The sequence below is a fragment of the Isoptericola variabilis genome (assembly GCF_050311655.1).
Classification (GTDB): Bacteria; Actinomycetota; Actinomycetes; order Actinomycetales; family Cellulomonadaceae; genus Isoptericola; species Isoptericola variabilis.
On record NZ_JBNOZM010000003.1, the window covers coordinates 15,621 to 41,180 of the forward strand.

Here is a 25,560-nt window from a genome sequence, read left to right on the forward strand (position 1 = left end):
GACCTCCTCGAGGATTCTGGGACGGGTGTCGGGGACGCGCGGTCCGGGCACGTCGTGCGACGTGCCCGGACCGCGCCGTCGAGCGGGGATCACGTCCCCGGCCGGATCACTTCGGCCAGGACGCCTCGATCTTGTCGGTGACCTCCTGGGTGCTCGACCCCGTCAGCCAGTTGACGATGCCGGTCCAGAACGTCCCGGCACCCACCTCGCCCGGCATGAGGTCGGACGCGTCGAACGCGACGACCGTGTCCGGGTCGGCCAGCACCCCGGCGACGTACTGGTCGAACTCCGTGGCCAGGTTGTTCGGGTCGAGCCCGCTGTTGGCGCTCACCCAACCGCCGTCGGGCGTGCTGAGGGCCTTCTGGTTGGCCCAGTCGTCGCTCGACAGGTAGGTCTGGAAGGCCTGCACCTCGGGGCGGTCGTTGAACGCCGCCACGAACTCACCGCCGCCGAGCATCGGCTTGACGTCGGTCTGGTCCGTCGGCAGGTAGAAGGCGAACACGTCGCCCTGCTCGGAGACCTCGGTGCCCTCGGGCCACTGCGTCTGGTAGAAGTTCGCCGCGCGGTGCATCCAGCACTGCTGGTCGAGGATGCCGTTGCCGGCGTCGGTCCACGACTGCGTGGCGATCGAGTCGACCCCGCCGAGGCCGGCGTTGACGTAGTCCGGGTTCTTGAGGATTTCACCCGCCGTGTCCCACGCCTTGACCACCTTGGGGTCGTTGAACGGGATCTCGTGGGTGTACCACTTCTCGTAGTCCTCGACGCCCGCGGTGCGGAGCATCATGTCCTCGATGAAGTCGGTGCCCGGCCAACCGGTCGCGTCACCGGACTCGACGCCCGCGCACCAGACCTGGCCGCCGGTGTCGTCGTGGATCTTCTGGGTGAGGTCCATCAGCTCGGTCCACGTCTGCGGGACCTCGTACCCGGCGTCGGCGAACATCGACGGCGAGTACCAGACGAAGGACTTCGCGTTGGCGCCCAGCGGCGCGGAGTAGAAGGTGCCGTCGACCGTGCCGTAGCCCTTCCAGGTCTCGTTCCAGAACTCGTCCACGTTCTTGGCCGTGGCGTCGGGCGCCGGCTTGATGGCGTCCGGGTAGTCCTTGACGATCGTGTTCAGCAGGCCGGGCTGCGGCAGGTAGGCGATGTCGGGCGCGTTGCCCGCCTTGATCCGCACCAGCAGCTGCGCCTCGAACTCGCGGGACGCCTCGTAGTCGATCTTCACGCCCGTGCACTCGGTGAACGCCTTGTAGGAGTCCTGCTGGGTGGCGCCCTCGGGGTCCACGATCGACGTGTAGACGCTCACCGTCTTGCCGTCCAGGTCGCCGAACTCGTCGTAGGCGGCGCAGTCGATCTCCGCGCTGGAGGCGCTGGTCTCCTCCTCGCCGACACCGCCCTCGCCGTCGGGGTCGCTGCAGGCCGCCAGCACGAGCGCGAGGCCCGCCCCGCCGGCCGCCAGCGCCAGTGCGCGTCGCCGCGCCGTCGTCGTTCGTGTGGTCATTGCCGAGCTCCTCCACTGCGTCGTGGTCCTTGGAAGTGGCCTACCGGTCGGCGGCCCGTGGTCCCAGGTCCCCCTGACCGGGATACTGCCTCCACCCAGAGTCCATCGCACCCTGACCTGCGGGTGCAAGTTCCTGCAACGCGTTTCACGGTCACGACTCGGTGACGATCCATGACACCCTGGGAACCGGACCCGTCACATACTTCCGAGAGGACACCCATGATCGAGCTGAGGAGCCCGCGCGAGATCGACCAGATGCGCCCCGCGGGACGCTTCGTGGCCGAGGTGCTCACGGCCGTGCGTGACGCCGCGGACGTCGGGGTGAACCTCCTCGAGCTCGACGCCCTGGCGCACCGGATGATCCGCGACCGCGGCGCCGAGTCCTGCTACATCGACTATCACCCGTCGTTCGGGGCCATGCCGTTCGGCAAGGTGATCTGCACCTCCGTGAACGACGCCGTCCTGCACGGGCTGCCCCACGACTACGCGCTGCGCGACGGCGACCTGCTCAGCATCGACTTCGCCGCGTCGGTGGACGGCTGGGTCTCCGACTCCGCCGTGTCGTTCGTCGTCGGCACCTCCACGTCGCCGCAGCGCGCCGCCGCCGACGCGAAGCTCATCGAGACCACCGAGGTGGCGCTCGAGGCCGGGATCGCGGCCGCCGTCGCCGGCAACAAGATCGGCGACATCTCCGCCGCGATCGCGAAGGTGGCACGCGGCGCCGGCTACGAGATCAACACGGACTTCGGCGGGCACGGCGTCGGGCGGACGATGCACGGCGACCCGCACGTGCCGAACGACGGCCGCGCCGGCCGCGGCTTCCCCCTCAAGCCGGGCCTCGTCATCGCCATCGAGCCGTGGTTCCTCGAGACCACCGACGAGATCTTCACCGACCCCGACGGCTGGACCCTGCGGTCCGCCGACGGGTCCCGCGGCGCGCACAGTGAGCACACCATCGCCATCACCGCCGACGGGCCGGTCGTCCTCACCGCGCGGGACTGACCCGGCGCGGCACGGCGGGGGGCCGCGCCGCTCGTCAGCCGAGCCCTTCGACGATGCGGAAGTCGCGCTCGAATCCCTCAGGGAGTGCAGCCAGCGCCTCCCGGTACGCCGCGCTCTCGTATGCGGCGACCGCCTGCTCGAAGTCGTCGAACTCGATCAGGACGACGCGATCGGCGATCCCGGCCTCGTGCGCGACGATCCGGCTGCCGATGCTGGCGAGCACCCGCCCGCCCGCCGCCGCGACGGCCCTCCCGGCCAGCGTGTTGTAGGCGGCGAGCGTCGCGGGGTCGTCGATGGCGGGATAGACGCTGACCCAGTAGCCCTTGGACATGGCACCTCCAGCTCGCGTACGAGAGTGCGCTTCGAAATTCGAAGCGCCATGGTGTGCGACGCTACCGATTCGGAATCCGAAGCACAAGAGGGGCGGGAGCCATGAACGCGCCGCAGACGCCCATGCCGGGCCGACCGGTCCGCGGGTCCACGACCGGCCGATCCTTGATGGCGGCGCTGGACCTGTTCGGGCGCCGCTGGACCCTGCGCATCGTCTGGGAGCTGGGGGACGAGCCGCTCGGCTTCCGGCTCCTGCAGAGGCGCTGCGACGACATGTCGTCGAGCGTCCTGCAGCAACGTCTCGCCGAGCTCCAGGAAGCCCGGCTCGCCGCGGTGCTGAGCGACGGCAGCTACACCCTCACCCCGCTCGGCCACGACGCGCGCGAAGCTCTCCGTCCGCTCATCGAATGGTCGCTGCGGTGGGCTGCCGAGGTCTCCGACCCCTCGCCCTCCCCCGAGCAGACGGGCGACGGCCGGCCCGACCACTGACGCCGTCGTCCCCGAACCACCTCGAGCTGCGGGGGCCGGGCCACGCAGGAGCTATCGCAGGAGCGAGCGCAGCACGGGCACGACGCCGTCCTCGTCGACGGTGCCCGTGACCTCGTCGGCGGCGGCGCGCACGACGTCGTCCGCGTGCCCCATGGCGACGCCGCGGCCGGCCCAACGCAGCATGTCGACGTCGTTGTGCCCGTCGCCGACGGCCACGGTGTCGGCGGGGTCGACGCCGAGCCGCTCGCGCAGCCGCTCCAGCCCGGACGCCTTGGTGACGCCCTTCGGCGCGACGTCCATCCAGGCGGTCCAGCCGACGGCGTAGGTGACGTCGCCGAGGCCGATGCGGGCGGCCATCTCGCTGAACTCCTCGGGGGTGCGCTCGGGGCTGCGGATGACGACGCGGGTCACCTCGCGCGCCCACAGCTGCTCGAAGTCGACGACCTCGTGGACGCCGTCGAGCTCGCCGTCGGGGAACAGCGCGTTCATGCGGAAGCCGATGCCGATGTCCTCGACGGCGTAGCGCGCGTCGGGCAGCTCGGTCCGCAGCAGGCGCAGCGCCGGGCCCGGGTCGAAGGTGCGCACCTCGTCGAGCTCCCAGCCGTGCGGGAGGCCCGCGTCGAGGCGCACGGTCACCGCGCCGTTGGAGCACACCATCCAGCCGGTGGTGATGCCGAGCAGCTCCGCCACCGGCGTCATCGCGACGAGCGACCGCCCCGACGACAGCACCACGTGGTGCCCCGCCGCCTGGACCGCCGCGACCGCGTCGCGCACCGCGGGCGACAGACCGCCGTCGTACCCGAGCAGCGTGCCGTCGATGTCGAGGGCGACGAGCCGCCCGGTCGGCTGCGGGGCGGGCTGCCCGCTCACGCGACCGGCTCGAGCACCTCGAGGCCGCCCAGGTAGGGCCGCAGCCCCTCGGGCACGCGGACCGAGCCGTCGGCCTGCTGGTGGTTCTCGAGGATGGCGACGATCCAGCGGGTGGTGCCCAGCGTGCCGTTCAGCGTGGCGACGGGGCGCGTGGTGCCGTCCACGGTCCGCTCGCGCACCCCCAGGCGCCGGGCCTGGAACGTGGTGCAGTTCGACGTCGAGGTGAGCTCGAGGAAGCGCTCCTGCGTGGGCAGCCAGGCCTCGCAGTCGAACTTCCGCGCGGCGGACGTGCCGAGGTCGCCGGCGGCCGTGTCGATGACGCGGTAGGGCAGCTCGACCTTGGCCAGCATGGCCTCCTCCCAGGCCAGCAGGCGCTGGTGCTCAGCGGCCGCGTCCTCCGGGTCGCAGTAGCTGAACATCTCGACCTTGTGGAACTGGTGCACGCGGATGATGCCGCGGGTGTCGCGGCCCGCGGCGCCGGCCTCGCGGCGGTAGCAGGCGCTCCAGCCGGCGTAGCGCTTCGGGCCCGCCGAGAGGTCGATGATCTCGTCGGCGTGGTAGCCCGCGAGCGCCACCTCGCTGGTGCCGACCAGGTACAGGTCGTCCTTCTCCAGGTGGTACACCTCGTCCGCGTGGCTGCCGAGGAAGCCGGTGCCGCGCATCGTGTCCGGCTTGACCAGCGTGGGGGTGATCATCGGCGTGAAGCCCGCGCCCACCGCCTGGTCGACCGCCGCGTTCAGCAGCGCCAGCTCGAGGCGCGCCCCGATGCCGGTGAGGAAGTAGAACCGCGAGCCCGACACCTTGGCGCCGCGCGCCGTGTCGATCGCGGCCAGGCCCTCGCCGAGCTCCAGGTGGTCGCGCGGGGCGAAGCCCTCGGCGGCGAAGTCGCGGGGCGTGCCGACCTCCTTGACGACGACGTAGTCGTCCTCACCGCCCGGAGGCGCGCCCTCGACGACGTTCGCGATGCCGTAGAGCAGCTCGTCGAGCTGCTTCTCCGCGTCCGACGCCTCCGCCTGCCGCGCCTTCACCTGCTCCGCGAGGTGCTTGGTGCGGGTCAGCAGCTCGGCCTTCTCGTCGCCCTGCGCCTTGGCCACCTGCTTGCCGAGCGCCTTCTGCTCCGCGCGCAGCGACTCGAACTCCGTGAGGGAGGAGCGACGGCGCGCGTCGGCGTCGAGCGCCGCGTCCACGAGGGCGGGGTCGTCGCCGCGGGCCAGCTGGCTCGCACGGACGACGTCGGGGTTGTCGCGCAGCAGTCGGAGGTCGATCACGCCCGCAAGCCTAACGGCCGGGCCGCTCGCGGCCCCACGGATACCCGCGGGGATGCCTGTGCCGCACGGGGCGGGCATGAGATGGGCGACTTCGCCGGGTCCGTCCGCCCGATCCGTCGTAGGTTGCCGTCATGCCGGACGAGTATGCGGGGATCGTCGCGCTGGTCGTCGCGCTGGTGATCGTGCTCAGCGCGCTCGTCGCGACGCTGGTGCTGCTGCGGCGAGCCCGCACCCGCGAGCACGCCCTCGCCGCGCGGGACGCGCAGCGCGCCCAGGACGACGAGTCGCGCGGGATGCGGCTCGCCGTCGTCATCAACCCTTCCAAGGAGGGCGCGGCGGACGTCCGGGCCGTCGTGGAGCGCGTGTGCGCCGACGCGGCGCTGCCCGACCCGCTCTTCTACGAGACCACCGTGGACGACCCCGGCACCGGCCAGGCCCGGCGCGCCCTGTCCGACGGCGCGGACGTCGTGGTCGCGGCGGGCGGGGACGGCACGGTGCGCGCCGTGGCAGAGGCTCTGGCCGGGTCCGGCCGACCGATGGGCCTCATCCCCGTCGGCACCGGCAACCTGCTCGCCCGCAACCTCGACCTGCCGCTGACCTCCGTGACCGACGCGGTCGCCATCGTGCTGGGCGGCACGGACCGCGCGATCGACGTCGGCCGCGCCCGGGTCAGCGAGTTCGCCCCCGACGCCGAGCCCCTCGTCGACGGCGACCCCCACCAGGCGCACCTCTTCCTCGTCATCGCGGGGCTGGGCTTCGACGCCGCGATGGTGGCCGACGCGGACGACCAGCTCAAGGCCAAGGTCGGCTGGGTGGCCTACTTCCTCGCCGGGGCCCGGCACCTGCACGGCCGGCGCATGCGCGCGACCATCCGCCTCGACGGCGGCGAGCCCGTCGAGGCGCGCCTGCGCAGCATCATGGTCGGCAACTGCGGCAAGCTGCCCGGCGGCATCACGTTGCTGCCCGACGCCGTCATCGACGACGGCGAGCTCGACGTCGCCGCCATCGACACCCGCGGCGGCCTCGCCGGGTGGGCGCAGCTGTTCGGCGAGGTCGTGGCGCAGGGCCTGGGCGTGCGCAACGACCTGCCGGGCAAGATCGGCCGGATCGACCACACCCGCGCCCGCCGCGCGACGATCCGGGTCGACGACGGCGAGCAGGCGCAGGTCGACGGCGACCCGCTGGGCAACGCCGTCGAGCTGGAGACCTGGGTGGAGCCCGGCGCGCTCGTGGTCCGGACGGGATGATCGCGTGAACGTCCGGCGCCCCGCGGCGGCCTCGCGGCCCCCGCGACCGGGCGGTGCATAGGCTGGCCCGCGTGATCCGCCCCGTCCGCGCCCGTGCGCTCGTGCTCGTCGCCGCCCTCGTCGCCCTGCTCCTCGGGGCACCCGCGGCGTCCGCGGCCCCGGCGCCGGCGGACGCGGAGCCGCCCGAGACGCCGCTGGTCCTCGCGGGCGTGTCCGGCCTGCAGTGGTCGGACGTGGACGCCGCGCGCACCCCGCACCTGTGGCGCCTCATCGGGGGCGGGTCGGTCGCGTCGATCGCGGTGCGCACGCTCACGCCCACCTGCCCGGTCGAGGGCTGGCTCACCCTGTCCGCCGGGAGCAAGGCCGTGGCCCAGCCCGCCGTCACCGACGACGCGGACGACACCGAGGAGGACGCCGGGCAGGCCCCGCTCGACGGCGCGCCCGCGGTCGGCTGCCCCACCGTGCCCGTGCCGCCCACGACGGCGGGCGGCACGGCGGACAACGCCGGCAGCGCGGAGAACCCGGAGCGCACCCACGTCCCGGGATGGACCGAGCTCGCCGCGACGGACCCCCTCACGCCGAACGCGGCGGAGCCGGGCGCGCTCGGCCACGTCGCCGACGTCGCGACGTCCTGCGCGACGGCCGTCGGCCCGGGCGCCGCCGTCGCGCTCGCCGACGCGGCGGGCGACGTGCCGCGCTACCTCCCCGACGCGGGACGGCTGACGGCCGCGCAGGTGGCCGAGTGCCCGGCCACCGTCGTCGACCTGGGCGTGCTGCCCGACGCCGCGAGCGAGCGCACCTCCGCCGTCGAGGAGCTCGACGCCCAGGTCGGCCGGCTCGCGGACCTGCTGCCCGCGGGCGGGCGGCTCGTCGTCGCGGGGATCTCCGACACGCCGCTCGGGCCGTCCGACCTCCAGGTCGTCGTCGACTGGACGTCGCCCGGCGGCAGCGCCACGTGGCTCAGCTCGACGTCGTCGCGGTGGGCCGGCGTGGTGGTGCTGGCCGACCTGTCCGCGACCCTCGCCGACACGCTCACCGGGGGCGCCCTGTCCGGGACCGCGCCCGAGGAGGAGGCCGGCACCGACACCGAGACTCCCACGGGCACGGCGGACGACGCCGACGAGGCGGACGACTCCGACGACACGCTCACCGAGGCGCTCACCCCGTTCACCGGCTCCCCGCTGGAGCGCGGGGACGACCGCCGCATCTCCGTGTCCCGCACGGTGGAGAACCGGCAGTACCTCAGCGTGCTCACGGACACCGTGCCGCGCCTGTCCCCGCTGGTGCTGGGGCTCGTCGGCCTGGCCGACGTCGTCGTCGTGGGCGCGCTGCTGCTGGCCCGCCGCCGCGGGTCGACGTCCGCCCCCGCCTCCCCCGTGACCCGTGCCGCCCGCCGCGTGGGCCTCGCCGTCCTCGTGGTCGCGTCGAGCCTGCCCGTCGCGGCGTCGCTGGCGACCCTGTCGCGCTGGTGGGCGGCGCCGTCGCCGGTCACGACGCTGGTGCTGTCGCTCACCGTCGCGGCCCTGGTCGCCGCGCTGGTCGCGTGGTTCGCCCGCCTGCTGCTGCCGCGGTCGCCGTGGCGCCTGGCGACGAGCCTCGCGGGCGTGACCTGGCTGGTCGTCACCGTGGACGGGCTCACCGGCACGACCCTGCAGCAGGGCTCGCTGCTGGGCCCGGCGCCCTCCCTCGGCGCGCGGTTCTACGGCTTCTCCAACACCGTCTTCGCGGTCTACGCGGTGGTGGGCCTGGTCCTCGCCGCCGGGCTCGCGGCGGCCGTGCGCGCCCGCGGCGGCAGCCCCGCGCGGGCCGGGTGGACGGTGGCCGCGGTGGGCCTGGTGACCGTGCTGGTCGACGGGCTCCCGCCGTTCGGCGCGGACTTCGGCGGCATCCTCGCGCTCGTCCCGGGCTTCGCGGTGCTGGCGCTCGGCGTCGCCGGGGTGCGGATCACCTGGCGGCGCGTGCTGCTCGTGGCCGCCGGGACGGTGCTCGTCGTCGCCGTCGTGTCCGTCGTGGACTGGCTGCTGCCCGGCCCGGGCAGCCACCTCGGCGGCTTCGTCGAGTCCGTCGTCGAGGGCAAGGCTCTCGGGGTCGTGGCGGGCAAGGCCGCCGGTGCGTGGGCGACGGTCGCCAACCCCGCCGGGGCCGCCGCCCTGCTCGTGTGCGTCGGCGCCGCGTGGGCCGTGCTCGCCCCGGGGCGCGCGCGCCTGGACGGCCTCGACCGCGCCTACCGGCAGGACCCGGTGCTGTGGCGGCTCGTCGTCGCGCTCGTCGTGACGGCCGGCGTCGGCACCCTGCTCAACGACTCCGGCGTCGCGGTGGCCGTGATCGTGCTCGCCCTCGCGCTGCCCGTGCTGCTCGCCGGTCGGCTCGCCCATGCCGACGCTGCCGACGCCGCCGACGCGCCCGTCCGGGGCGACGCCGCACGCGCCGCCGGGCCGGTGCTCACCCGCGTGCCGGCCGTGCTGGTCGGCGCGTCGGCGGGGCTGCTCGTGGCGCTGCTCGTCGGTACGACGGCGCTGCCCGGCCCGACGTCCGCGCGCGCCGGCGACGTCTCCAGCGCCGGCGCGCCCGTGGTCGACGACGCGCACCCCGTGGTCGTCGTCGGGACGCAGGGCGTGCGCTGGGAGGACGTCAGCCCGTCCGCCACGCCCACCCTGTGGAACGTGCTGCGCGACGGCGCCAGCGGCGCCGGCGTCACGCCCGCCGTCGGTGGCGCCTCGGCCACCTGCCCCGCCGCCGGGTGGCTCGGCCTGTCCTCCGGGCGCAGCCCCGTGACCGGCCAGGCCGCGGACGGCGCCTGGTCGTGCGCGCCGTGGGAGGTCACCCCGGACGGCGCGTCCGGTGGCACGGGCGACGACGGCTCCGCGACCGTCGCGGGCTGGGACGACCTCGCCGCGCTGCAGTCGTCGTCCGAGTTCCGCCCGACGCTCGGCGTGCTCGGCGACGCGCTCGCCGACGGCGGCGTGTGCACCACCGCCGTCGCGCCCGGCGCCGCCCTCGCCCTCGCCGGCCGCGACGGCACCGTGCCGCGCTACCGCGACCTCGAGACGGCGCTCGCCGACCCGGCCGACACCTTCTCCTGCCCCGTCACCCTGGTCGACGCCGGCAGCGCCCCGTACCACCCGGACCCGGAGGGCTACACCGGGCTGGTGCCCCTGTCCGACGACGCGACCGCCGACGGCCCGGAGCGCGACGCCGCCCTGCGCGCCGTCGACGCGACCGTCGGACGGGTGCTCGCGGCCGTGCCCGCCGACGCCACCGTGCTCGTCATGGACGTCGGCAACCCCGCGCCCGGCCGCCCCGCCCTCGGCGTCGGCGTGGCCGACGCGGACGCGGACGACGCGCCCGCCTACCTCACGTCCGGCGCCACGCACTGGCTCGGCGTCGTACGGCTGCTCGACGTGCCGACCACGCTCGTCACCGCGTTCGGGCTGCCCGTGCCCGCTGACCTCAGCGGCTCGCCCATCGAGCTCGCGGCCGAGCGCCCCGGCGGCACCGGGGCCACCGTGCGCGAGCTCGCCGGCCTCACCGAGCGCGACCACATGCTCCGCGTCACGACCGGCACGGTGACCACCGCCCCCGCGTACGTAGGGCTCGCGGCGTTCGCCCTCGTCGTCCTGCTGCTGCCGCGCCTGCGCCGCAGGTCGCCGCGGGCCGCGGGGGCGTGGGCGCGCGTGCTCGACGTCGTCCTGCTGGCGTGCGCCGCGGTGCCCGCCGCCGCGTTCCTCATGACGGCGTGGGGCTGGTGGCGCCTCGCCGAGCCCGCCACCTCCCTGTGGGTGACGCTCGGCCTGAGCACCGTCGTGGTCGCGCTCGTCGGTGCGCTCGCGCCCCGCCGCCCCGCGTGGGCCGGGGCGACCGTGATCGCGACGCTCACCTTCCTGCTCCTCACCGTCGACGCGATGCTCGGCACGCCCCTGCACCGCGGCAGCCCGCTGGGCTCGGCCCCGACCCTGGGCGGCCGCTACTACGGCTTCGGCAACCCGACCTACTCGATCTACGCGACGGCCGCGGTGATCGCCGCGGCGGGGCTCGCCACGGCCGTCCGGCGCCGCTGGGGGAAGCTCCCCGCGGCGGTGGTCGCCTCCGCCGTCGGCCTCGTCACGCTGGTCGTGAGCGTGTGGCCCACCCTCGGCGCCGACGTCGGCGGCGGGCTCGTGCTGCTGCCCGTGTTCGTCGTCCTCGTGCTCGGCGTGCTGGAGGCCCGCGTCACCTGGAAGCGGCTGCTCCTCGCGGGCCTCGCGGGCGTGGCGCTCGTCGCCGCGATCGGCGTCGTCGACTGGCTGCGCCCGCCCGCGCAGCGCACGCACCTCGGCGCGTTCGTGCAGTCCGTCGTCGACGGCACCGCCCTCGAGACCATCGCGCGCAAGGCCGGCTACGCGCTGCGGTCGCTCGGCGGCGGCGTGCCCGCGTGGCTCGCGCTCGCCGTCCTCGTCGGCCTCGTCGCCGTGCTGTGGGGCGGGCCGCGCCTGCGGGCCCGGTGGCTGCAGCGCACCGAGGACGACTGGCCGCTGCTGCGCCCCGTGCTGGTCAGCCTGCTCCTCGCCGGCGTCGGCGGCGCCGTCGTCAACGACTACGGCATCCGCATGGTGTCGATCATGCTCATGGCCGCCGTGCCGCTCGTCGGGATCATCGTCGTGCGGTCGTGGATGGCCGCGCCCGACGAGCCGGGTCAGCCCGCGTCGGCGGAGCGGCTGCCCGCGTCGTCGGAGGTCGCGGCGCCGTCGGCCGCGTCGTCGGTGGACGACGGCGCGTCGTCGGTGGACGACGGCGCGTCGTCGGCGGACCGCGCGGACCGCCCCGGCACGTAGACGGAGGTCTCGGGCTCCGGGTGCTGCCGCCCGCGGACGACGAACAGCGCGACCCCCAGCGCGACGGCGACGAACGACGTCCAGATGTTCGCCGGGATGCCGAGCCAGGCGTTGCTCGTCGGGTCGATGCGGAGCGCCTCGAGCCAGCTGCGGCCCAGCCCGTACCAGATCAGGTACAGGGCGAACAGGCGGCCCCAGCGCAGCCCATAGCCGGGCTCGCCGACGGCGTCCGCGCGGACCTCGGCCCGCCGCCGCACCGCGCGCTCGACGAGCAGCAGGACGGCGACGCCCAGCAGGTTCCAGAGCATCTCGTACAGGAACAGCGGGTGGAACAGGGTGTCGTCCGGGAAGCCCGCCACGGGGTGGTCGATCTCGAGCCCCCACGGCAGGGTGGTCGGCGCCCCGAACAGCTCCTGGTTCATGTAGTTGCCGAGCCGGCCCACCGCCTGGGCCGCGAGCATGCCGGGCGCGAGCGCGTCCGCGAACGACCAGAACCGCAGCCCCGCGCGCCGGCAGCCGATCCACACGCCCAGCGCGCCGCCGATGAGCGCACCGTAGATGGCGATGCCGCCGTCCCAGATCCGCACCCACTCCCAGTAGCCCCACGGGCCGGTGCCGTCCGAGTAGTCGCCCAGGTGGGTGAGCACGTGGTAGATCCGCGCGACGACGATGCCCAGCGGCACCGCCCACATCACGATGTCGAGGGTCGCCTCCGCGTCCGCGCCGCGCGCGACGAGGCGGCGGTGGGTGATCCACGTGGCCAGTACGATCCCGGCCAGCAGGCACAGCGCGTAGACGTGGACCGAGAGCGGCCCCAGCTCGAGCACCGCCCAGGCGGGGTCGGGGCTGGGGATCGAGGTGGAGAGTCCTCCGGCGGCGAGCATGTCCCGAACCTACCGCGCGCGCCCGGGCCGCCGGACCGGGACGAGCGCGCGCGGCAGGTCAGGCGCCGACGTGCACGTCACGGTCGAGGGCGTGGGCCCGGACGCGTTCGACCGCGAGGCGCACCGCCCCCGTCCGCACGACGTCCGGGCCGAGGTCGGACAGCACCACCTCGACCGCCGGGTCGTGCAGGTGATCCGGGAGCAGCGCGCGGGCACGCTCGACGACGGGCCCCAGCGCGGGCGCCATCGCCCCCGTGACGATCACCCGGTCGAGGTCGAGGAGACCGGACAGGACGGCGCACACCCGGGCGAGCCGGTCGGCGAGCCCGTCGACGACCTCCCGGGCCACGGCGTCGCCGGCGTCCGCCGCCGCCAGGACGTGCTCGGCGTCGAGGCGGTCGCGCGGGACGTCCGCGAGCACGCTCCCGGCCCGTCCGGCGTCGAGCAGGCGGCCCGCCTCGTCCCGGGCCAGGGCGCCCAGTCCGTCGCTGGTTCCCACCCCCTCGACCAGGTCGAGGATCCGCATCTCGCCGATCGCCCCGCGCGGCCCCCGCCGCAGGGCGCCGTCCAGCACGATCCCGGCGCCGATCCGCTCCCCCACGAGGAGCGCTGCGTAGGCCGCGGCGCCGTCGCCGTGCTCGGTCTCCGCGACGGCGGCGAGGTTCGCGTCGTTCTCGACGACGACGTCCCAGCCGCGGGCCGTGAACAGGTCGCCCAGGCCCGGGTTCATCAGCGCCCAGAACGGGTTCCGCGCGCCCGCCGGCTCGCTCCCCGTCCCCACGGGCGCGGGGACGCCCAATACCGCGGCGGCGACGGCCCGACCGTCGCGGCCGGACCTCGCCACGGCGGCGTCCACAGCGTCGCGGACCGTCGCCCGGCGCGCGTCCGCGTCGCTCGCGGGGTCCACCCGCACGGCCTCCTCGGCGAGCACCCGGCCGTGCAGGTCCGCCACCGCCGCCGAGACGCGGTGCTGCCCCGCGTCCACGCCGACGACGAGCGCGGCGTCGGGCCGGAAGGCGTAACGCAGCGCGGGGCGCCCCTTGGTGTAGGCACCGGCGGCACGGGCGTCGTCGAGGGCGACGAGCCAGCCCCGGTCCATGAGCTCCCGGCACAGCGCCAGGACGGTGGAGCGCGCCAGGCCGGTGGCGGCCATGAGGTCGCTGGCCGTCACCGGCTCGCCGTCCCACACCTCCTGGAGCACGCGGTCGGCGTTGAGCCGTCGCACCAGGTGCGACGAGGGCGTCGTAGCCGCCTCCGGGCCGTTCGTCATCGTTCCGCCTCGCGTCGTGGTCCGGTCCCGGCCTCCCACCGCCGGGCGGGTTGATTCTAGGCCGAGATTTTCTCGCCCGGAGGGGTTGACCCTGCGCGCACGCCGGTGAGAGGGTGCTTCCACGGAGTTAATTTCGGCACAACATTTAGTGCGGAAATCTATCCGCTCCGAGCTTCTCGACGGAAGGACGACGGTGTCTGAGGAACCGAGACGTGCGGCGCGCGGGATCGCCGGGGCGCTGGGGCTGGCCCTGGTCGGCAGCCTCCTCGCGGGGTGCGGCGACGGCGGAGCCGAGACGGTCCGCTTCACGTTCAGCAAGCGCGAGGCCATCCCGTACATGACCCAGGTCGTGGCCGACTACAACGCGTCGCAGGACGACGTGCGCGTGGAGCTCGACACCTCGGGCGTCGACGTCGTGTCCGCGAGCTTCGTGCGCGGCAACCCGCCCGACCTCATGCTCGCGAACTACAACATGGAGGTCGCGCGGTTCGTGGACCGCTGCACGCTGAGCGACCTGGGCGACACGGCGGCCGCGGCCCGGATCCGGCCGGACCTGCAGCCCCTCATGGACCAGTACGGCCGCTGCGACGGCCGCACGAGCGCCCTGCCCTACTCGGTGATGGCCGCCTCGGTCATCTACAACAAGCAGATCTTCGCGGAGCACGACCTCGAGGTGCCGCGGACCTGGAGCGCGCTCCTCGACGTCGCCGAGACGCTCCAGGACGAGGGCGTCACGCCGTTCTACGGCACGTTCAAGGACGACTGGACCGTCGCGCAGGGGTGGTTCGACTACGCCGTGGGCGGCCAGGTCGACACCCTCGACTTCTTCGACCGCCTGACCGCCGAGGGCGCCGACGTCGGTCCGCGCTCGACCGTGTCCTTCGAGAAGGACTTCAGCCGCCCGCTCGAGCAGATGACACAGCTCGCGGACTTCACCAACGACGACGCCGCGAGCCGCGGCTACGGCGACGGGAACCTCGCCTTCGCCCAGGGCGAGGCGGCGATGTACCTCCAGGGCCCGTGGGCGTTCAGCGAGATCGCGAAGACCGCGCCCGACCTCGACCTCGGCACCTTCCCCCTGCCCATGACCGAGGACCCTGCCGACCTCAAGGTGCGCGTCAACGTCGACCTCGCGGCGATCGTCCCCGAGGGATCGCACCACCAGGACGCCGCGCGCGACTTCCTCGAGTACCTGTACCGGCCCGAGATCATCGAGGCCTACAACGAGTCGCAGCTCGGCTACACCCCGACGACCGACGCGCCGCCTCCCTCCGACCCGCGCCTGGCGGGGATGACGGAGTACTACGACGACGGTCGGGTCTACCAGGGCGCCTCGGTGCTCGTGCCCAAGACGATCCCGGTCATGGCCTACACCCAGGGGATCGCGTTCGGCGCCGACGTCGGCGCCACGATGCGCACCCTCGACACGGACTGGGCCCGCCTGGCCCGGCGTCAGTAGAGCCCCGCCGCCAGCAGCCCGAGCGGAACGAAGGAGTCCTTGCTCATGTCCACCCTCACCACGACCGCGGCAGCCGTGCCCGCCCCGGACGCCGCGCGGCACCGCCCGCGGGGCGCCCGGCGGACCGAACCGATCTACTACCTCTTCCTGCTGCCGAGCCTCGTGCTGTTCACCCTGGCGATCCCGGTCCCCGCGATCATCGGCATCTTCTTCAGCTTCACGAACTCGGTCGGCATCGGCGACTGGGACTTCGTCGGCCTCACGAACTACGCCGTGGCGTTCACCGACCCCGCCATCCTGCGCAGCTACCTGTTCACCTTCGGTTTCTCGCTCGTGACCGTGGTGCTGGTGAACGTCGTCGCGTTCCTCCTGGCGGTCGGGCTGACCTCCCGCATCCGGCTGAAGGTGGGCCTGCGCGCGGTCTTCGTGATCCCGATGGTCGTCTCCGGCATCATCATCGCCTACGTCTTCAACTTCCTGTTCTCGAACTCCCTGCCCGCCGCCGGGCAGGCCGTCGGGATCCCGTTCCTCGAGACGAGCCTCCTGGCCAACCCCGACCTGGCCTGGCTCGCGATCGTCGTCGTGACGGCCTGGCAGGCCGTCCCCGGCACCCTGCTCATCTACATCGCCGGCCTGCTCGCCATCCCCGGCGACGTGTACGAGGCTGCCGAGATCGACGGCGCGACCAGGGCGCAGCGGCTCGCCCGGATCACGCTGCCGCTCATGGCGGGGTACGTCGTCATCAACGTGATCCTCGGCTTCAAGAACTTCCTCAACGCCTACGACATCATCGTCGGCCTGACGAACGGCGGGCCCGGCACGGCCACCCGGAGCATCGCGATGACGATCATCACCGGCTTCAACGGCGGCGACTACGCGTACCAGATGGCCAACGCGACGATCTTCTTCGTCGTCACGGTGCTGATCGCCTTCCTCCAGCTCTCGGTCACCCGCGGAAGGAACTCCCTCTGATGGCCACGCTCACCGCACCGACCTCGCGGGCCTCACGCACCGCCGTCCGCCCCCTGCGCCCGACGCGCGAGCGCCGGAACAGGTCTGGCACCCTGCTCCTCCTGCTGTGCTCGGTGACCGTGCTGCTCCCCCTGTACGTCACCGTCGCGATGGCGTTCAAGACGACCGGCCAGGCCGTGGACGGCAACGCGTTCTCGCTGCCGGCGCCGTTCGACGTGCAGGGCTTCGTCCAGGCCTGGCAGCTCACCGAGTTCCCCGTCGGGCTGGCGGTGTCGTTGCTCGTGACGGCGGGCACCGTCGCCGCCACGATCCTGCTGGCAGCGGTCGCGTCGTTCGCCATCATGCGCAACTGGGAGCGCCGCCTCTTCCGCTGGTCGTTCTTCTACCTGCTCGGCGCGATGTTCATCCCGTTCCCGGTCGTCGCGCTGCCGCAGATCCAGCTCACCGGGCGGCTCGGCCTCGACAACCCGGCCGGCGTGATCCTGCTCGCCACGATGTTCCAGCTGAGCTTCAGCGTGCTGCTGTTCACGGCGTTCCTGCGCTCGATCCCCCTGGAGCTCGAGGAGAGCGCACGGATCGACGGCGCGACCACGTGGCAGACGTTCTGGCGGCTGATCTTCCCGCTGCTGGCCCCCATGAGCGCCACGGTCGGCATCTTCGCGTTCCTCTACGCCTGGAACGACTTCATGATGCCGTCCCTCATCATCTCCGACCCCGGTCTGCAGACCCTGCCGGTGCGCCAGCAGCTGTTCCAGACCCAGTTCAGCAACAACTACAACGTCTCGTTCGCCTCGTACCTCATGGCGATGGCGCCGGCGATCGTCGCGTACCTGTTCACGCAGCGCTGGGTGATGGAAGGCGTCACCCAGGGCGCGGTGAAGGGCTGACCGGCGCCGGAGCGCACCACCGAAGACCGCACCACCGACGAAGGGCACTGCACCCATGAGCGACCTGCTCGACCTCCCCACGACCCGCGGGCTCGACGCCGCCGACGCCACCTGGTGGCGCCAGGCCGCCGTCTACCAGATCTACCCCCGCAGCTTCGCGGACTCCGACGGCGACGGGATCGGCAACCTGCGCGGCATCACCTCTCGGGTGGACTACCTGTCCGCGCTCGGGATCGACGCCGTGTGGCTCAGCCCGTTCTACCCGTCCGCGCTGGCCGACGGCGGGTACGACGTCGCGGACTACCGGGACGTCGACCCGAGGCTCGGCACGCTCGCCGACTTCGACGAGATGGTCGCGGCCCTGCACGGCGCGGGGATCCGCGTGGTCGTCGACATCGTGCCCAACCACACCTCGAACCTGCACCCGTGGTTCGCCGAGGCGCTCGCCTCCCCGAAGGGCTCGGCCGCCCGCGACCGTTACCTCTTCCGCGACGGCCTCGGCGAGCACGGCGAGCTGCCGCCCGCCGACTGGACCTCCACGTTCGGCGGCCCGGCCTGGGAGCCGGTGGGCGACGGGCAGTGGTACTTCCACCACTTCGCCGTCGAGCAGCCGGACCTCAACTGGGACAACCCCGAGGTGCGCGAGGACTTCCTGCGCACGCTGCGGTTCTGGTCCGACCGCGGGGTCGACGGCTTCCGCATCGACGTGGCGCACATGCTCACCAAGGACCTGCCGCCCGAGGGCGAGCCGCTCCCCTCCCAGGACGAGCTCGAGGCGCTGCCGCGCGACGGCCAGCATCCCCTGTTCGACCGCGACGACGTGCACGACGTGTACGCCGGGTGGCGCGAGGTCTTCGACTCCTACGACCCGCCCCGCACCGCCGTCGCGGAGGCGTGGGTGGGCTCCGCCGAACGCCGCGCGCGGTACGCCAGCCAGGACGGGCTGGGACAGGCGTTCAACTTCGACCTGCTCGAGGCCGACTTCGACGCCGCGCAGTTCCGCCGCATCATCACGGCCAACCTGGAGCTGGCCGCGGCGTCCGGGTCGTCGACCACCTGGGTCTTCTCCAACCACGACGTGGTGCGGCACGCCACCCGCTACGGCCTCGCCCCCCGTGGGGACGACCCGCGCAAGGGCGGCACGGACTGGCTGCTCGCGGGCGGCCCGGAGGACCAGCTCGATCGCGAGGCCGGGGTGGCCAGGGCGCGCGCCGCGACGCTGCTCGAGCTGGCCCTGCCCGGCTCGTCGTACCTCTACCAGGGCGAGGAGCTCGGCCTGCACGAGGTCGCGGACATCCCCGAGGGCGAGCGCCAGGACCCGACGTTCTTCCGCAACCGGGGCGTGGAGGTCGGCCGTGACGGCTGCCGCGTACCGCTGCCGTGGACCGCGGACGGGCCGTCGCTCGGCTTCGGCGACGGGCCCGCGCACCTGCCGCAACCGGCGTGGTTCGCCGAGCACGCCGCCGACGCCCAGGACGGCGTCGAGGGCTCGACGCTGGAGCTCTACCGCGCCGCGCTGGCCCTTCGCCGCCGGCTGCAGACCGCCGAGGAGCTCGAGTGGCTGGAGACGGGCTCGCCGGACGTCCTCGGGTTCCGCCGGCCGAACGGGTGGACCAGCGTCACCAACTTCGGCGCGACCGCCGTGCCGCTGCCCGACGGCGAGGTGCTGCTGAGCAGCGCGCCGCTCGCCGACGGCGCGCTGCCCGGCGGCACGACCGTCTGGCTCCGGTCCTGACACCTGTCGCGTCCCGCCTGCCGCACCCCTGCCCGGAGTGCGGCAGGCTCGACCCGAGGGCGACGGCTGCGAGGATGGACCCGGCCGTGACTCCCGCAAGCACCTGAAAGGCCCACCACCCCGCCGTGTACTCGCTCCTCCTGGCGATCATCTACGTCGCCTTCGTCAGCCTCGGGCTCCCGGACTCCCTCGTCGGGGCCGGCTGGCCGGTCATGCACACCGACCTCGGCGTCCCCGTCTCCTTCGCCGGCATCATCACCATGATCATCGCCGGCGGCACGATCCTCTCCAGCCTGGCGTCCGAGCGGGTGACGAAGCGGTTCGGCGCCGGGGTCGTCACCGCCGTCAGCGTCGGGCTGACGGCCGCCGCCCTCGTGGGCTTCTCCGTCTCGGGCTCGTTCTGGCTGCTCTGCCTGTGGGCGCTCCCCTACGGCCTGGGCGCCGGCGCGGTCGACGCGGCGCTCAACAACTACGTGGCCCTGCACTTCGCGGCGCGGCACATGAACTGGCTGCACAGCTTCTGGGGGCTCGGCGCCTCCATCAGCCCGTTCATCATGAGCTACGCCCTCACGTCGGGGCTCGGCTGGTCGAGCGCGTACCGCATCGTCGGCGTCGCGCAGGCCGTGCTCACGGTCGTGCTGATCGCCAGCATCCCGCTCTGGGGGAAGGTCAAGCCGGCCCCCGAGGCCGAGCACCCCGACGACGCCGAACCCTCGGGTGGCCGTTCCCACGTCCCGCTCGCGACGGCGCTGCGGATCCCCGGCGTCCTGCTGATCCTGGCCGCCTTCTTCGCCTACTGCGCGCTCGAGAGCACCGCGATCCTGTGGGCCTCGACATACCTGGTCACGGACCGCGGCGTCGACTCGGCCACCGCGGCCGCGTTCGCCTCCCTGTTCCTGCTCGGCATCACCGCCGGGCGCTTCCTCGCCGGCTTCTTCGCCGACCGCGTCGGCGACAAGCGGCTGATCCGGGGCGGCTTCGCGGTGGTGGGCCTCGCCGTCGTGCTCATCGCCCTCCCGGTGGGCACCCCGGTGCCCGCCCTGGTCGGGCTCGTGGTGGCGGGCCTGGGGTGCGCGCCGATCTACCCCGCGATCATCCACTCCACCCCGGCCAACTTCGGCGCCCGCAGCTCGCAGGCTGTCATCGGGATCCAGATGGCCGCGGCCTACACCGGCTCGACGCTCGCGCCGCCCGCCTTCGGCGTGCTGTCCGCCTGGGTGGGCGCCGGGGTGTTCCCGCTGTTCCTCGCCGTGCTCGTGGCTCTCGGCCTGCTCATGTCCGAGCGGCTCAACCGGCTCGTCGCCCGGCGGGGCGCCGGGCCGGATCAGGGTGCGACGGCGGGGGCGGTCGGCGCGGCGGAACGCAGGGGGTAGAGCCAGAAGCAGACGAACGCCAGGGCCGCGAGGGCCACCGGCACCCCGCCGAGGAGCAGCCGGATGCCGGTGGCCACCTGCGGCACCTGCGTCGCCGCGCCCTCGACGTACCCGCTCGCGGCCAGCACGCCCGCCACGACCACCGCCTGCACCACCACGGACCCGCGCACCACGAAGCCGTTCGCGCCGAAGTACATGCCCTCGCGGCGCAGGCCGGTGCGGCGCTCGTCGTCGTCGATCACCTGGCCGAGGGCCACCTCCAGCACCTGCATGAGCCCGGCCACGCCGAGCCCGACGGCGAGCCCGGCCGCCGCGGCGCCGAGCACGGTCGTGGGCAGCAGGTACAGGCAGGTCGCGAGGCCGTACACGGCGACGACGGCGAGCATCGTGGTGCGCGGCCCGAGCCGCCGCACCACCCACGACCAGCCGAAGATCGCGGGGATGGCGGCCACGAAGATCGGCGCGAGCAGCAGTGTCGCGTCGGCGTCCGTGCCGCCCACGGTGTACTTCACGTAGAACGGGACGCCCGCCAGCAGCACCGCCGTGGTGCTCTGCAGCAGCAGCGACCCCAGCACGTACGTGACGAACGCGCGGTTGGCGAACGTGTACCGCAGCTGGTCGCGCAGCCCGACGGCGGACTCGCGGGCCCGCACAGCCTCGTCGGCGTCGCGCTCCACCATCCCCAGCAACGACCAGGCGAAGAACGCGGCGCACACCGCGGCGAGCGCCACGCCCATCCCGGCCCAGCCGATCGCGTCGTACAGCAGGGGCGCGCCCGCGGTGCCGAGGATCATCCCGACCAGCGCGAAGAGCTGCCGCGGGCTGTTCCCGCGCGCCCGCTCCGCCGTCGTGCGGAAGATCTCCGGGAACAGCGCGGACACGTTGAGCACCACCGCGACGTACGCGACGTCGAACACCGCGACGACCAGCAGGAACCACACCACGAGCCCCGCCGGCGGCAGGGGCGGCGGGGCCCACACCAGCGCGAACGACACGACGAGCGGCACGATCCCCAGCACGATCCACGGCACCCGCCGGCCCCAGCGCGTGCGGCGCCGGTCGGACGCCGCGCCCACCACCGGGTTGAGGACGGCGTTGAGGACGCCGTGCACCACCATCGCGCCCGCGACCCAGCCGGCGGGCACGCCCAGGTGGTCCACGTAGAAGAAGACGACGAACGCGGAGAACGTCTGCAGCATGAGGTTCGCCGGGAACGCCGACGCCCCGTACGCCACGGACTGCGCCCGCGTCGGAGCGCCCTCGAGGCGCCGGTCGCGCAGCCGCGCGAGCGCGCCCGCCCGCGCCTGCGTGTCGCTCACCGCTCGCCCCGCTGCACCGCGCGCAGGTCGCGCCAGCCCACGCGGACCAGGCCCTCGTCCGCGATCACCGCGGCCACGTCCGGGTCGCGCAGCAGCCGCTCCTCGTAGCCGCGCTTGGGCGCCGCGTAGTCGACGGCGTCGCGCAGCTCGTCGTCGTGCAGCATCGGGTGCAGGAAGATCTCCGTGACCCCCGGGTGCACGCCGCGCAGCAGGTCGAGGAAGCCCGCCTTCACCGCGTCGTACCCCTCCGCGTCGGGGGTGCCCTCCCCCGCCAGCTCGAACGGGTGCGTCCACAACCGGTCGAGGATGACGACGCCCGCCGCGTCGGCGGCGGCGGTCGCGGCGTCGAGGATCGCCTGCGAGCCCGGCGCGTCGGGGTCGGCGCCCATCGCCCCGAGCCCGTCCAGCGAGCGCGGCAGCCGGAACGGCAGGCCCCGCGCGGCCGCGAGCTCGAGCACCTGCGGCAGGAACGACCGCCCGGTCGCCAGCCCGTAGACCGAGCCCATGTGGTTGTCGAGGTGGCTGACGTCGACGCCCGCCGCGAGCGCCGCGTCGAGCTGCGCCGCGAGCTCCGCCGCGACGTCCTCGTCGCGCGCCTGCCGCTCCACGACGTCGACCGCCCCCGGGAAGTAGCCCGCGCCGTCCACCAGCGACGTGCCCGTCCCCGTGAGCGGGCGCCACCGGTAGCGGGTCCACTCGCTGGTGAGGACGAGGTGCACGCCGACGTCCAGCCCCGGGTCCGCCGCGGCCGCCGCGAGGGCGTCCGGCGCCCACGGGCACGGCACCATCACGGTCGACGAGTCGAGGAACCCCTCGCGGAGCAGCGGCAGGATCGCGCGGTTGGCGGCACGGCACATGCCCAGGTCGTCCGCGTTGAGGATGATCGCGCGGGCGTCGGCGCCGAGGCCGAGGCGTGCGGTGAGGTCGGACGGCGGTGCGTCGGCCGCGGTCACCGCGTCGCCCCGTCGGTGGCCGCCGCGTCGTCCTTCACCGTGTCGTCCGCCGCACGGTCGGGGGCTGCTGCGCGCAGCGCCTCGCCGGCCGCCCACGCGGCGCCCAGCACGACGCCGTCCGCGCCCAGCGGCGACGCCTCGACGCGCACGGGCAGGACGCCGATGCGGTCGCGCAGGTAGGTGGCCACCCGCTCGTGGATCGGGGGACGCGCCGCCTCGTCGGCCAGGACGAACGCCTCCGGGTCGAGCACGATCGCGAGCGACGCGACGATGACGGCGACCCGGCGGGCCAGCTCCGCCACGACGTCGTCGGCGACGCCGTCGCCCTGCTCCGCCCGGTCGATCAGCTCGTGGACGGTGACGTCCTCCGGCAGGTCGTGGTCCTTGGCGAGCGCCGCGATGGCGACGTCGCCGAGCACCTGCTCCCCCAGCGCGTGCCCCGGCTGCGGCAGGAAGGCCACCTCGCCCGCGATGCCGGCGGCGCCGCGGTGCACCCGGCCGTCGAGCACGATCCCGGCGCCGAAGCCGTCACCGAACGCGACCGTCACGAACGACGAGCGCCCGCGCCCGGCGCCCCGGTGCTGCTCCGCCACGGCCGCCAGGTTCACGTCGTTGTCCAGCGTCACGGGGCAGCCCAGGGCGTCCACCAGGGCGTCGTGCAGGGCCGTGCCGCCCTTCTCGTAGCCGGGCACGTGCAGCACCGTCGTGCGGTCGGCGCCCACGACGGCGGGGAACGCCACGACCGCGAGGCGCACGTCGACCCGGCGGCCCGGCTCGAGCCGCGCCTCGACGTCCTCCCGGCAGGAGTTCGCGAGCACCGCCGCAGCGCGCGCCCGCGCCACCGGGGTGCGCTGCACGTCGCGCCGCTCCGCGCGCGCCCGGACGGCACCGGACGCGTCGACGAGGGCGACGCGCACCCGGTCGCGGGCGACGTCGACGCCCAGGCCGAAGGCGGAGTCCGGGTCCACCTCCAGGACGTCGGACCCGCGCAGCGGGCCTGGAGTTCCGGTGTCAGGGGTGGTGGGCATCTGGCCTCCGTCGGGGCGGGACGGGACGCGTTCGTCCCGGCGCTGCGAGCCTAGCCACGCCCCGGCGAGGTTGTCGACGCGAGGTGTCGGCGCTGCTCAGGTGCCAGATCGACCCCGAGCGGCCGGCTCAGGGGGCCCGGTCAGGACTGCGCGTCAGGACTGCGCGCTCTCCTGCGAGCGCCCGATGCCGCGCACCGCGTCCACCGCCCCGCGCACGCGCCGCGCGTTGACCGCGAGCACGACGTCCCGGTACTGCCCGGCCCGGTGCAGCTGGCCCTTGAGGTCGTTCGACGACGCGCGGTGCTTGAGATCGCACGGCACCTCGACGGCCACGTACCCCTGGCGGAGCAGGTCGATCGTCATGCCGGTCTCCACGCCCCACCCGTGCGCCAGCGGCGTCGCGGCCTCGAACGCCTCGCGGGTGAGGCAGCGCATGCCGGACAGCGGCTGGCTGGGGCTCCACCCGGTGAGGTGCTGGATGGCGCGCCGCGCCGTGCCGACGACGATGCCGCGGCCGCCGGCGCCGGTCTGCTTCGGCAGCAGCGCGATGGCGAGGTCGGCCACGCCCTCGCGCACCGGGGCGACGAGGGGGGCCGTGTTGACGGCGGTGTCGCCGAGGTCGCCGTCGACGAACAGCAGGAGCCGCGGGGCGCGGCCGTCGGCGTCGCGCATCGCGACCACCGCCGCGCCGGTCTCCATCGCGGCCGCCTTGCCGCGGTTGTGCGAGTGCCGCACGACGACGGCGCCCGCGTCCCGCGCGACGTGCTGCGTGTCGTCGGTCGAGCCGTCGTCGACCACGAGCACGAGGTCGACGTGCGGGATCGCGCGGGCCGAGCGCACGGTCGCCGCGATGCGCGCCGCCTCGTCCTTCGCGGGGATGATCACCGCGACGCGCTGCGGGTTGCGCCGCCCCTGCGCGACCGGAGGTCGTGGGGTCTTGGCGACGGGCAGCGCGCCGACACGCGTCGTCGTCCCGCTGCCCTCGCCGCCGGCGACGGAGTTCCGCTCGCCGGCCTCGTCCTGGCTGGTGGACACCTCAGCGCCCGTACGGGTCGCCCCGTGGTCCGTGTTCACGACTCCCTGCCTGTTGGGTATCTCGCCCGTGTCGGCCGGCGGTCCGCCGGCGTGCTGTGCGGTGCCCCCTTGGGGGAATCACCGGGGATCAGAAGAGCAATCTTTTCCTGAGAAACTGTACTCCCCCGGAACGCCCGACCCCTGGTCAAGAAACGGTGTCGAGCGGGACGGTCCGTGAAGATCGTGCGGAGCCCGCGACCTCGCGGGGACCGCCGGCGGCCGGGACCGCCGGGAGGCGCCGCGTCAGCGCAGCGTCACCTGTCGGGAGACGATACCGGCCCGGGCGCGCCGCTCGTTCGCGTCGAGCGGCTCGGTGATCGCGAGCGCGTCGTCGAGCCGGGCCGCGAGCTCCGCCACCGGCTCCTCCAGCTCCGCCGCCTCGGTGCCGCGCGGCAGCTCCCACACCGGCACGACGAGACCGCAGGCGCGGAACATCCCGAGGAACTTGCCGCCCGCGAGGCCCGACTCGCGGCGCGCGTGCAGCCGTGCGATCGCGTCGACGACGGCGTCCTCGTCCTCCGTGCGCGCCCAGCGCAGGAACTCGCGGGACATCCGGCACCAGTACGCGGCGGGGACCGACGCCAGCTTCACGGTGGGGATGGACGACTCCGCCGCCTCGTCGAGGGACGCGCGGATCTCGTCCGTCATCTGCGTGCCGGCGTCGATCCAGTACTCGTAGCCGTCGTGGACGGTCACCTCGAACGGGACGTCGAGGTCGAGCACGTCCTGGAGGCGCGGGTCGTCGTCGGCCGGGGCCGGCAGCTCCTCGGGCAGCAGGCCCGTGCCGGGCTCCGCCGCGAGCGCCGCGAGGAGCGCGGCGGCCAGGTCGCGGCTGAGGTCGTCGGACGCACCCAGGCCCTGCAGCGCGAGCAGCACCGTGCCGTCCTCGCGGTGCAGCGCGCACCAGCCGCCGGGCAGCACGGTCGTGACGGTGACGTCGCGCCCGCCGTGGTCGGCCGTCGTGCGCGCCGTCGCCGTGGCGGACGGCACCACCTCGCGCAGCGCGACCCAGTCCGCCTCCCCGGGAAGACCCTCGAACGGACGCAGGACAGGGGCGGTCGCAGAGCTCTTGGCCATGCCCGCGATCCTAG

The 25,560-nt window shown here is 74.3% G+C and carries 19 protein-coding genes; 8 read left to right on the forward strand and 11 right to left on the reverse strand.

From position 1 onward, the window contains the following. Window positions 1-106: 106 nt before the first annotated feature. On the reverse strand, window positions 107-1,498 hold the full coding sequence (locus tag ACQP60_RS07325) for an ABC transporter substrate-binding protein (protein ID WP_429730040.1): 1,392 nt from the start codon (window positions 1,496-1,498) through the stop codon (window positions 107-109). Window positions 1,499-1,717: 219 nt separating this feature from the next. On the opposite strand from ACQP60_RS07325, the gene map reads away from it, so the two are divergent. Continuing rightward, on the forward strand, window positions 1,718-2,500 hold the full coding sequence (gene map, locus ACQP60_RS07330) for a type I methionyl aminopeptidase (RefSeq protein ID WP_429730043.1): 783 nt from the start codon (window positions 1,718-1,720) through the stop codon (window positions 2,498-2,500). Between the two features lie 34 nt (window positions 2,501-2,534). Here the strand turns inward: map and ACQP60_RS07335 are convergent, their stop codons facing one another. Then, window positions 2,535-2,831: a DUF1330 domain-containing protein gene (locus tag ACQP60_RS07335; protein ID WP_429730046.1), complete on the reverse strand. Its 297-nt coding sequence runs from the start codon at window positions 2,829-2,831 to the stop codon at window positions 2,535-2,537. Window positions 2,832-2,998: 167 nt separating this feature from the next. Between ACQP60_RS07335 and ACQP60_RS07340 the strand changes: the two genes are divergently transcribed. Beyond that, window positions 2,999-3,319, forward strand: a complete 321-nt coding sequence (locus ACQP60_RS07340; protein WP_429730049.1) for a winged helix-turn-helix transcriptional regulator — start codon at window positions 2,999-3,001, stop codon at window positions 3,317-3,319. Window positions 3,320-3,370: 51 nt separating this feature from the next. Here ACQP60_RS07340 and ACQP60_RS07345 read toward each other — a convergent pair whose 3' ends face one another. Continuing rightward, complete coding sequence (locus ACQP60_RS07345; RefSeq protein ID WP_429730052.1) at window positions 3,371-4,189, reverse strand: HAD family hydrolase; 819 nt, start codon at window positions 4,187-4,189, stop codon at window positions 3,371-3,373. Further along, on the reverse strand, window positions 4,186-5,457 hold the full coding sequence (gene serS / locus ACQP60_RS07350) for a serine--tRNA ligase (protein ID WP_429730055.1): 1,272 nt from the start codon (window positions 5,455-5,457) through the stop codon (window positions 4,186-4,188). The genes ACQP60_RS07345 and serS overlap by 4 nt, the downstream gene beginning before the upstream one ends. A gap of 131 nt (window positions 5,458-5,588) precedes the next feature. Here serS and ACQP60_RS07355 point away from each other — a divergent pair, with 131 nt between their 5' ends. Further along, window positions 5,589-6,704 carry a diacylglycerol/lipid kinase family protein gene (locus ACQP60_RS07355; RefSeq protein WP_429730057.1) on the forward strand — a complete coding sequence of 372 codons (1,116 nt, stop codon included), beginning with the start codon at window positions 5,589-5,591 and terminating at the stop codon, window positions 6,702-6,704. A gap of 4,672 nt (window positions 6,705-11,376) precedes the next feature. Here the strand turns inward: ACQP60_RS07355 and lgt are convergent. Both lgt and ACQP60_RS07365 read right to left on the reverse strand, forming a co-directional pair. Continuing rightward, the gene (gene lgt, locus ACQP60_RS07360) at window positions 11,377-12,399 is read right to left on the reverse strand and encodes a prolipoprotein diacylglyceryl transferase (RefSeq protein WP_429730060.1); all 1,023 of its coding nucleotides are present in this window, start codon (window positions 12,397-12,399) and stop codon (window positions 11,377-11,379) included. Window positions 12,400-12,457: 58 nt separating this feature from the next. Next, window positions 12,458-13,669, reverse strand: a complete 1,212-nt coding sequence (locus ACQP60_RS07365) for an ROK family protein (RefSeq protein WP_429730063.1) — start codon at window positions 13,667-13,669, stop codon at window positions 12,458-12,460. A gap of 193 nt (window positions 13,670-13,862) precedes the next feature. On the opposite strand from ACQP60_RS07365, the gene ACQP60_RS07370 reads away from it, so the two are divergent. The 5 genes from ACQP60_RS07370 (at window position 13,863) to ACQP60_RS07390 (ending at window position 20,095) form a co-directional block, all read left to right on the forward strand. Continuing rightward, window positions 13,863-15,128 carry an ABC transporter substrate-binding protein gene (locus ACQP60_RS07370; protein WP_429730066.1) on the forward strand — a complete coding sequence of 422 codons (1,266 nt, stop codon included), beginning with the start codon at window positions 13,863-13,865 and terminating at the stop codon, window positions 15,126-15,128. 45 nt (window positions 15,129-15,173) lie between these two features. Further along, on the forward strand, window positions 15,174-16,100 hold the full coding sequence (locus ACQP60_RS07375; protein WP_429730069.1) for a carbohydrate ABC transporter permease: 927 nt from the start codon (window positions 15,174-15,176) through the stop codon (window positions 16,098-16,100). Further along, the gene (locus ACQP60_RS07380) at window positions 16,100-16,987 is read left to right on the forward strand and encodes a carbohydrate ABC transporter permease (protein ID WP_429730072.1); all 888 of its coding nucleotides are present in this window, start codon (window positions 16,100-16,102) and stop codon (window positions 16,985-16,987) included. The genes ACQP60_RS07375 and ACQP60_RS07380 overlap by 1 nt, the downstream gene beginning before the upstream one ends. Before the next feature lie 55 nt (window positions 16,988-17,042). Next, entirely contained in the window at window positions 17,043-18,722 is a 1,680-nt protein-coding gene (locus ACQP60_RS07385; RefSeq protein ID WP_429730075.1) for a glycoside hydrolase family 13 protein, read from the forward strand. 125 nt (window positions 18,723-18,847) lie between these two features. Next, window positions 18,848-20,095, forward strand: coding sequence for an MFS transporter (locus ACQP60_RS07390; protein WP_429730078.1), 1,248 nt, complete (start codon window positions 18,848-18,850; stop codon window positions 20,093-20,095). On the opposite strand, the gene ACQP60_RS07395 is transcribed toward ACQP60_RS07390, so the two are convergent. The 5 genes from ACQP60_RS07395 to ACQP60_RS07415 all read right to left on the reverse strand — a co-directional run bounded on the left by ACQP60_RS07395 (window position 20,047) and on the right by ACQP60_RS07415 (window position 25,546). Next, a complete protein-coding gene (locus tag ACQP60_RS07395; RefSeq protein WP_429730081.1) occupies window positions 20,047-21,414 on the reverse strand; it encodes an MFS transporter in 1,368 nt (455 codons plus the stop codon). The genes ACQP60_RS07390 and ACQP60_RS07395 overlap by 49 nt on opposite strands. After that, the gene (locus ACQP60_RS07400) at window positions 21,411-22,367 is read right to left on the reverse strand and encodes a ChbG/HpnK family deacetylase (RefSeq protein ID WP_429730084.1); all 957 of its coding nucleotides are present in this window, start codon (window positions 22,365-22,367) and stop codon (window positions 21,411-21,413) included. The genes ACQP60_RS07395 and ACQP60_RS07400 overlap by 4 nt, the downstream gene beginning before the upstream one ends. After that, window positions 22,364-23,395, reverse strand: a complete 1,032-nt coding sequence (locus tag ACQP60_RS07405) for an ROK family protein (RefSeq protein WP_429730088.1) — start codon at window positions 23,393-23,395, stop codon at window positions 22,364-22,366. Before ACQP60_RS07405 ends, ACQP60_RS07400 begins: the two co-directional genes overlap by 4 nt. Window positions 23,396-23,548: 153 nt before the next feature. Next, complete coding sequence (locus ACQP60_RS07410; protein WP_429731386.1) at window positions 23,549-24,346, reverse strand: glycosyltransferase family 2 protein; 798 nt, start codon at window positions 24,344-24,346, stop codon at window positions 23,549-23,551. 366 nt (window positions 24,347-24,712) lie between these two features. After that, window positions 24,713-25,546 (reverse strand): DUF5926 family protein, encoded by an 834-nt coding sequence (locus ACQP60_RS07415; protein ID WP_429730091.1) that lies wholly within the window; start codon window positions 25,544-25,546, stop codon window positions 24,713-24,715. Window positions 25,547-25,560 lie beyond the last annotated feature (14 nt).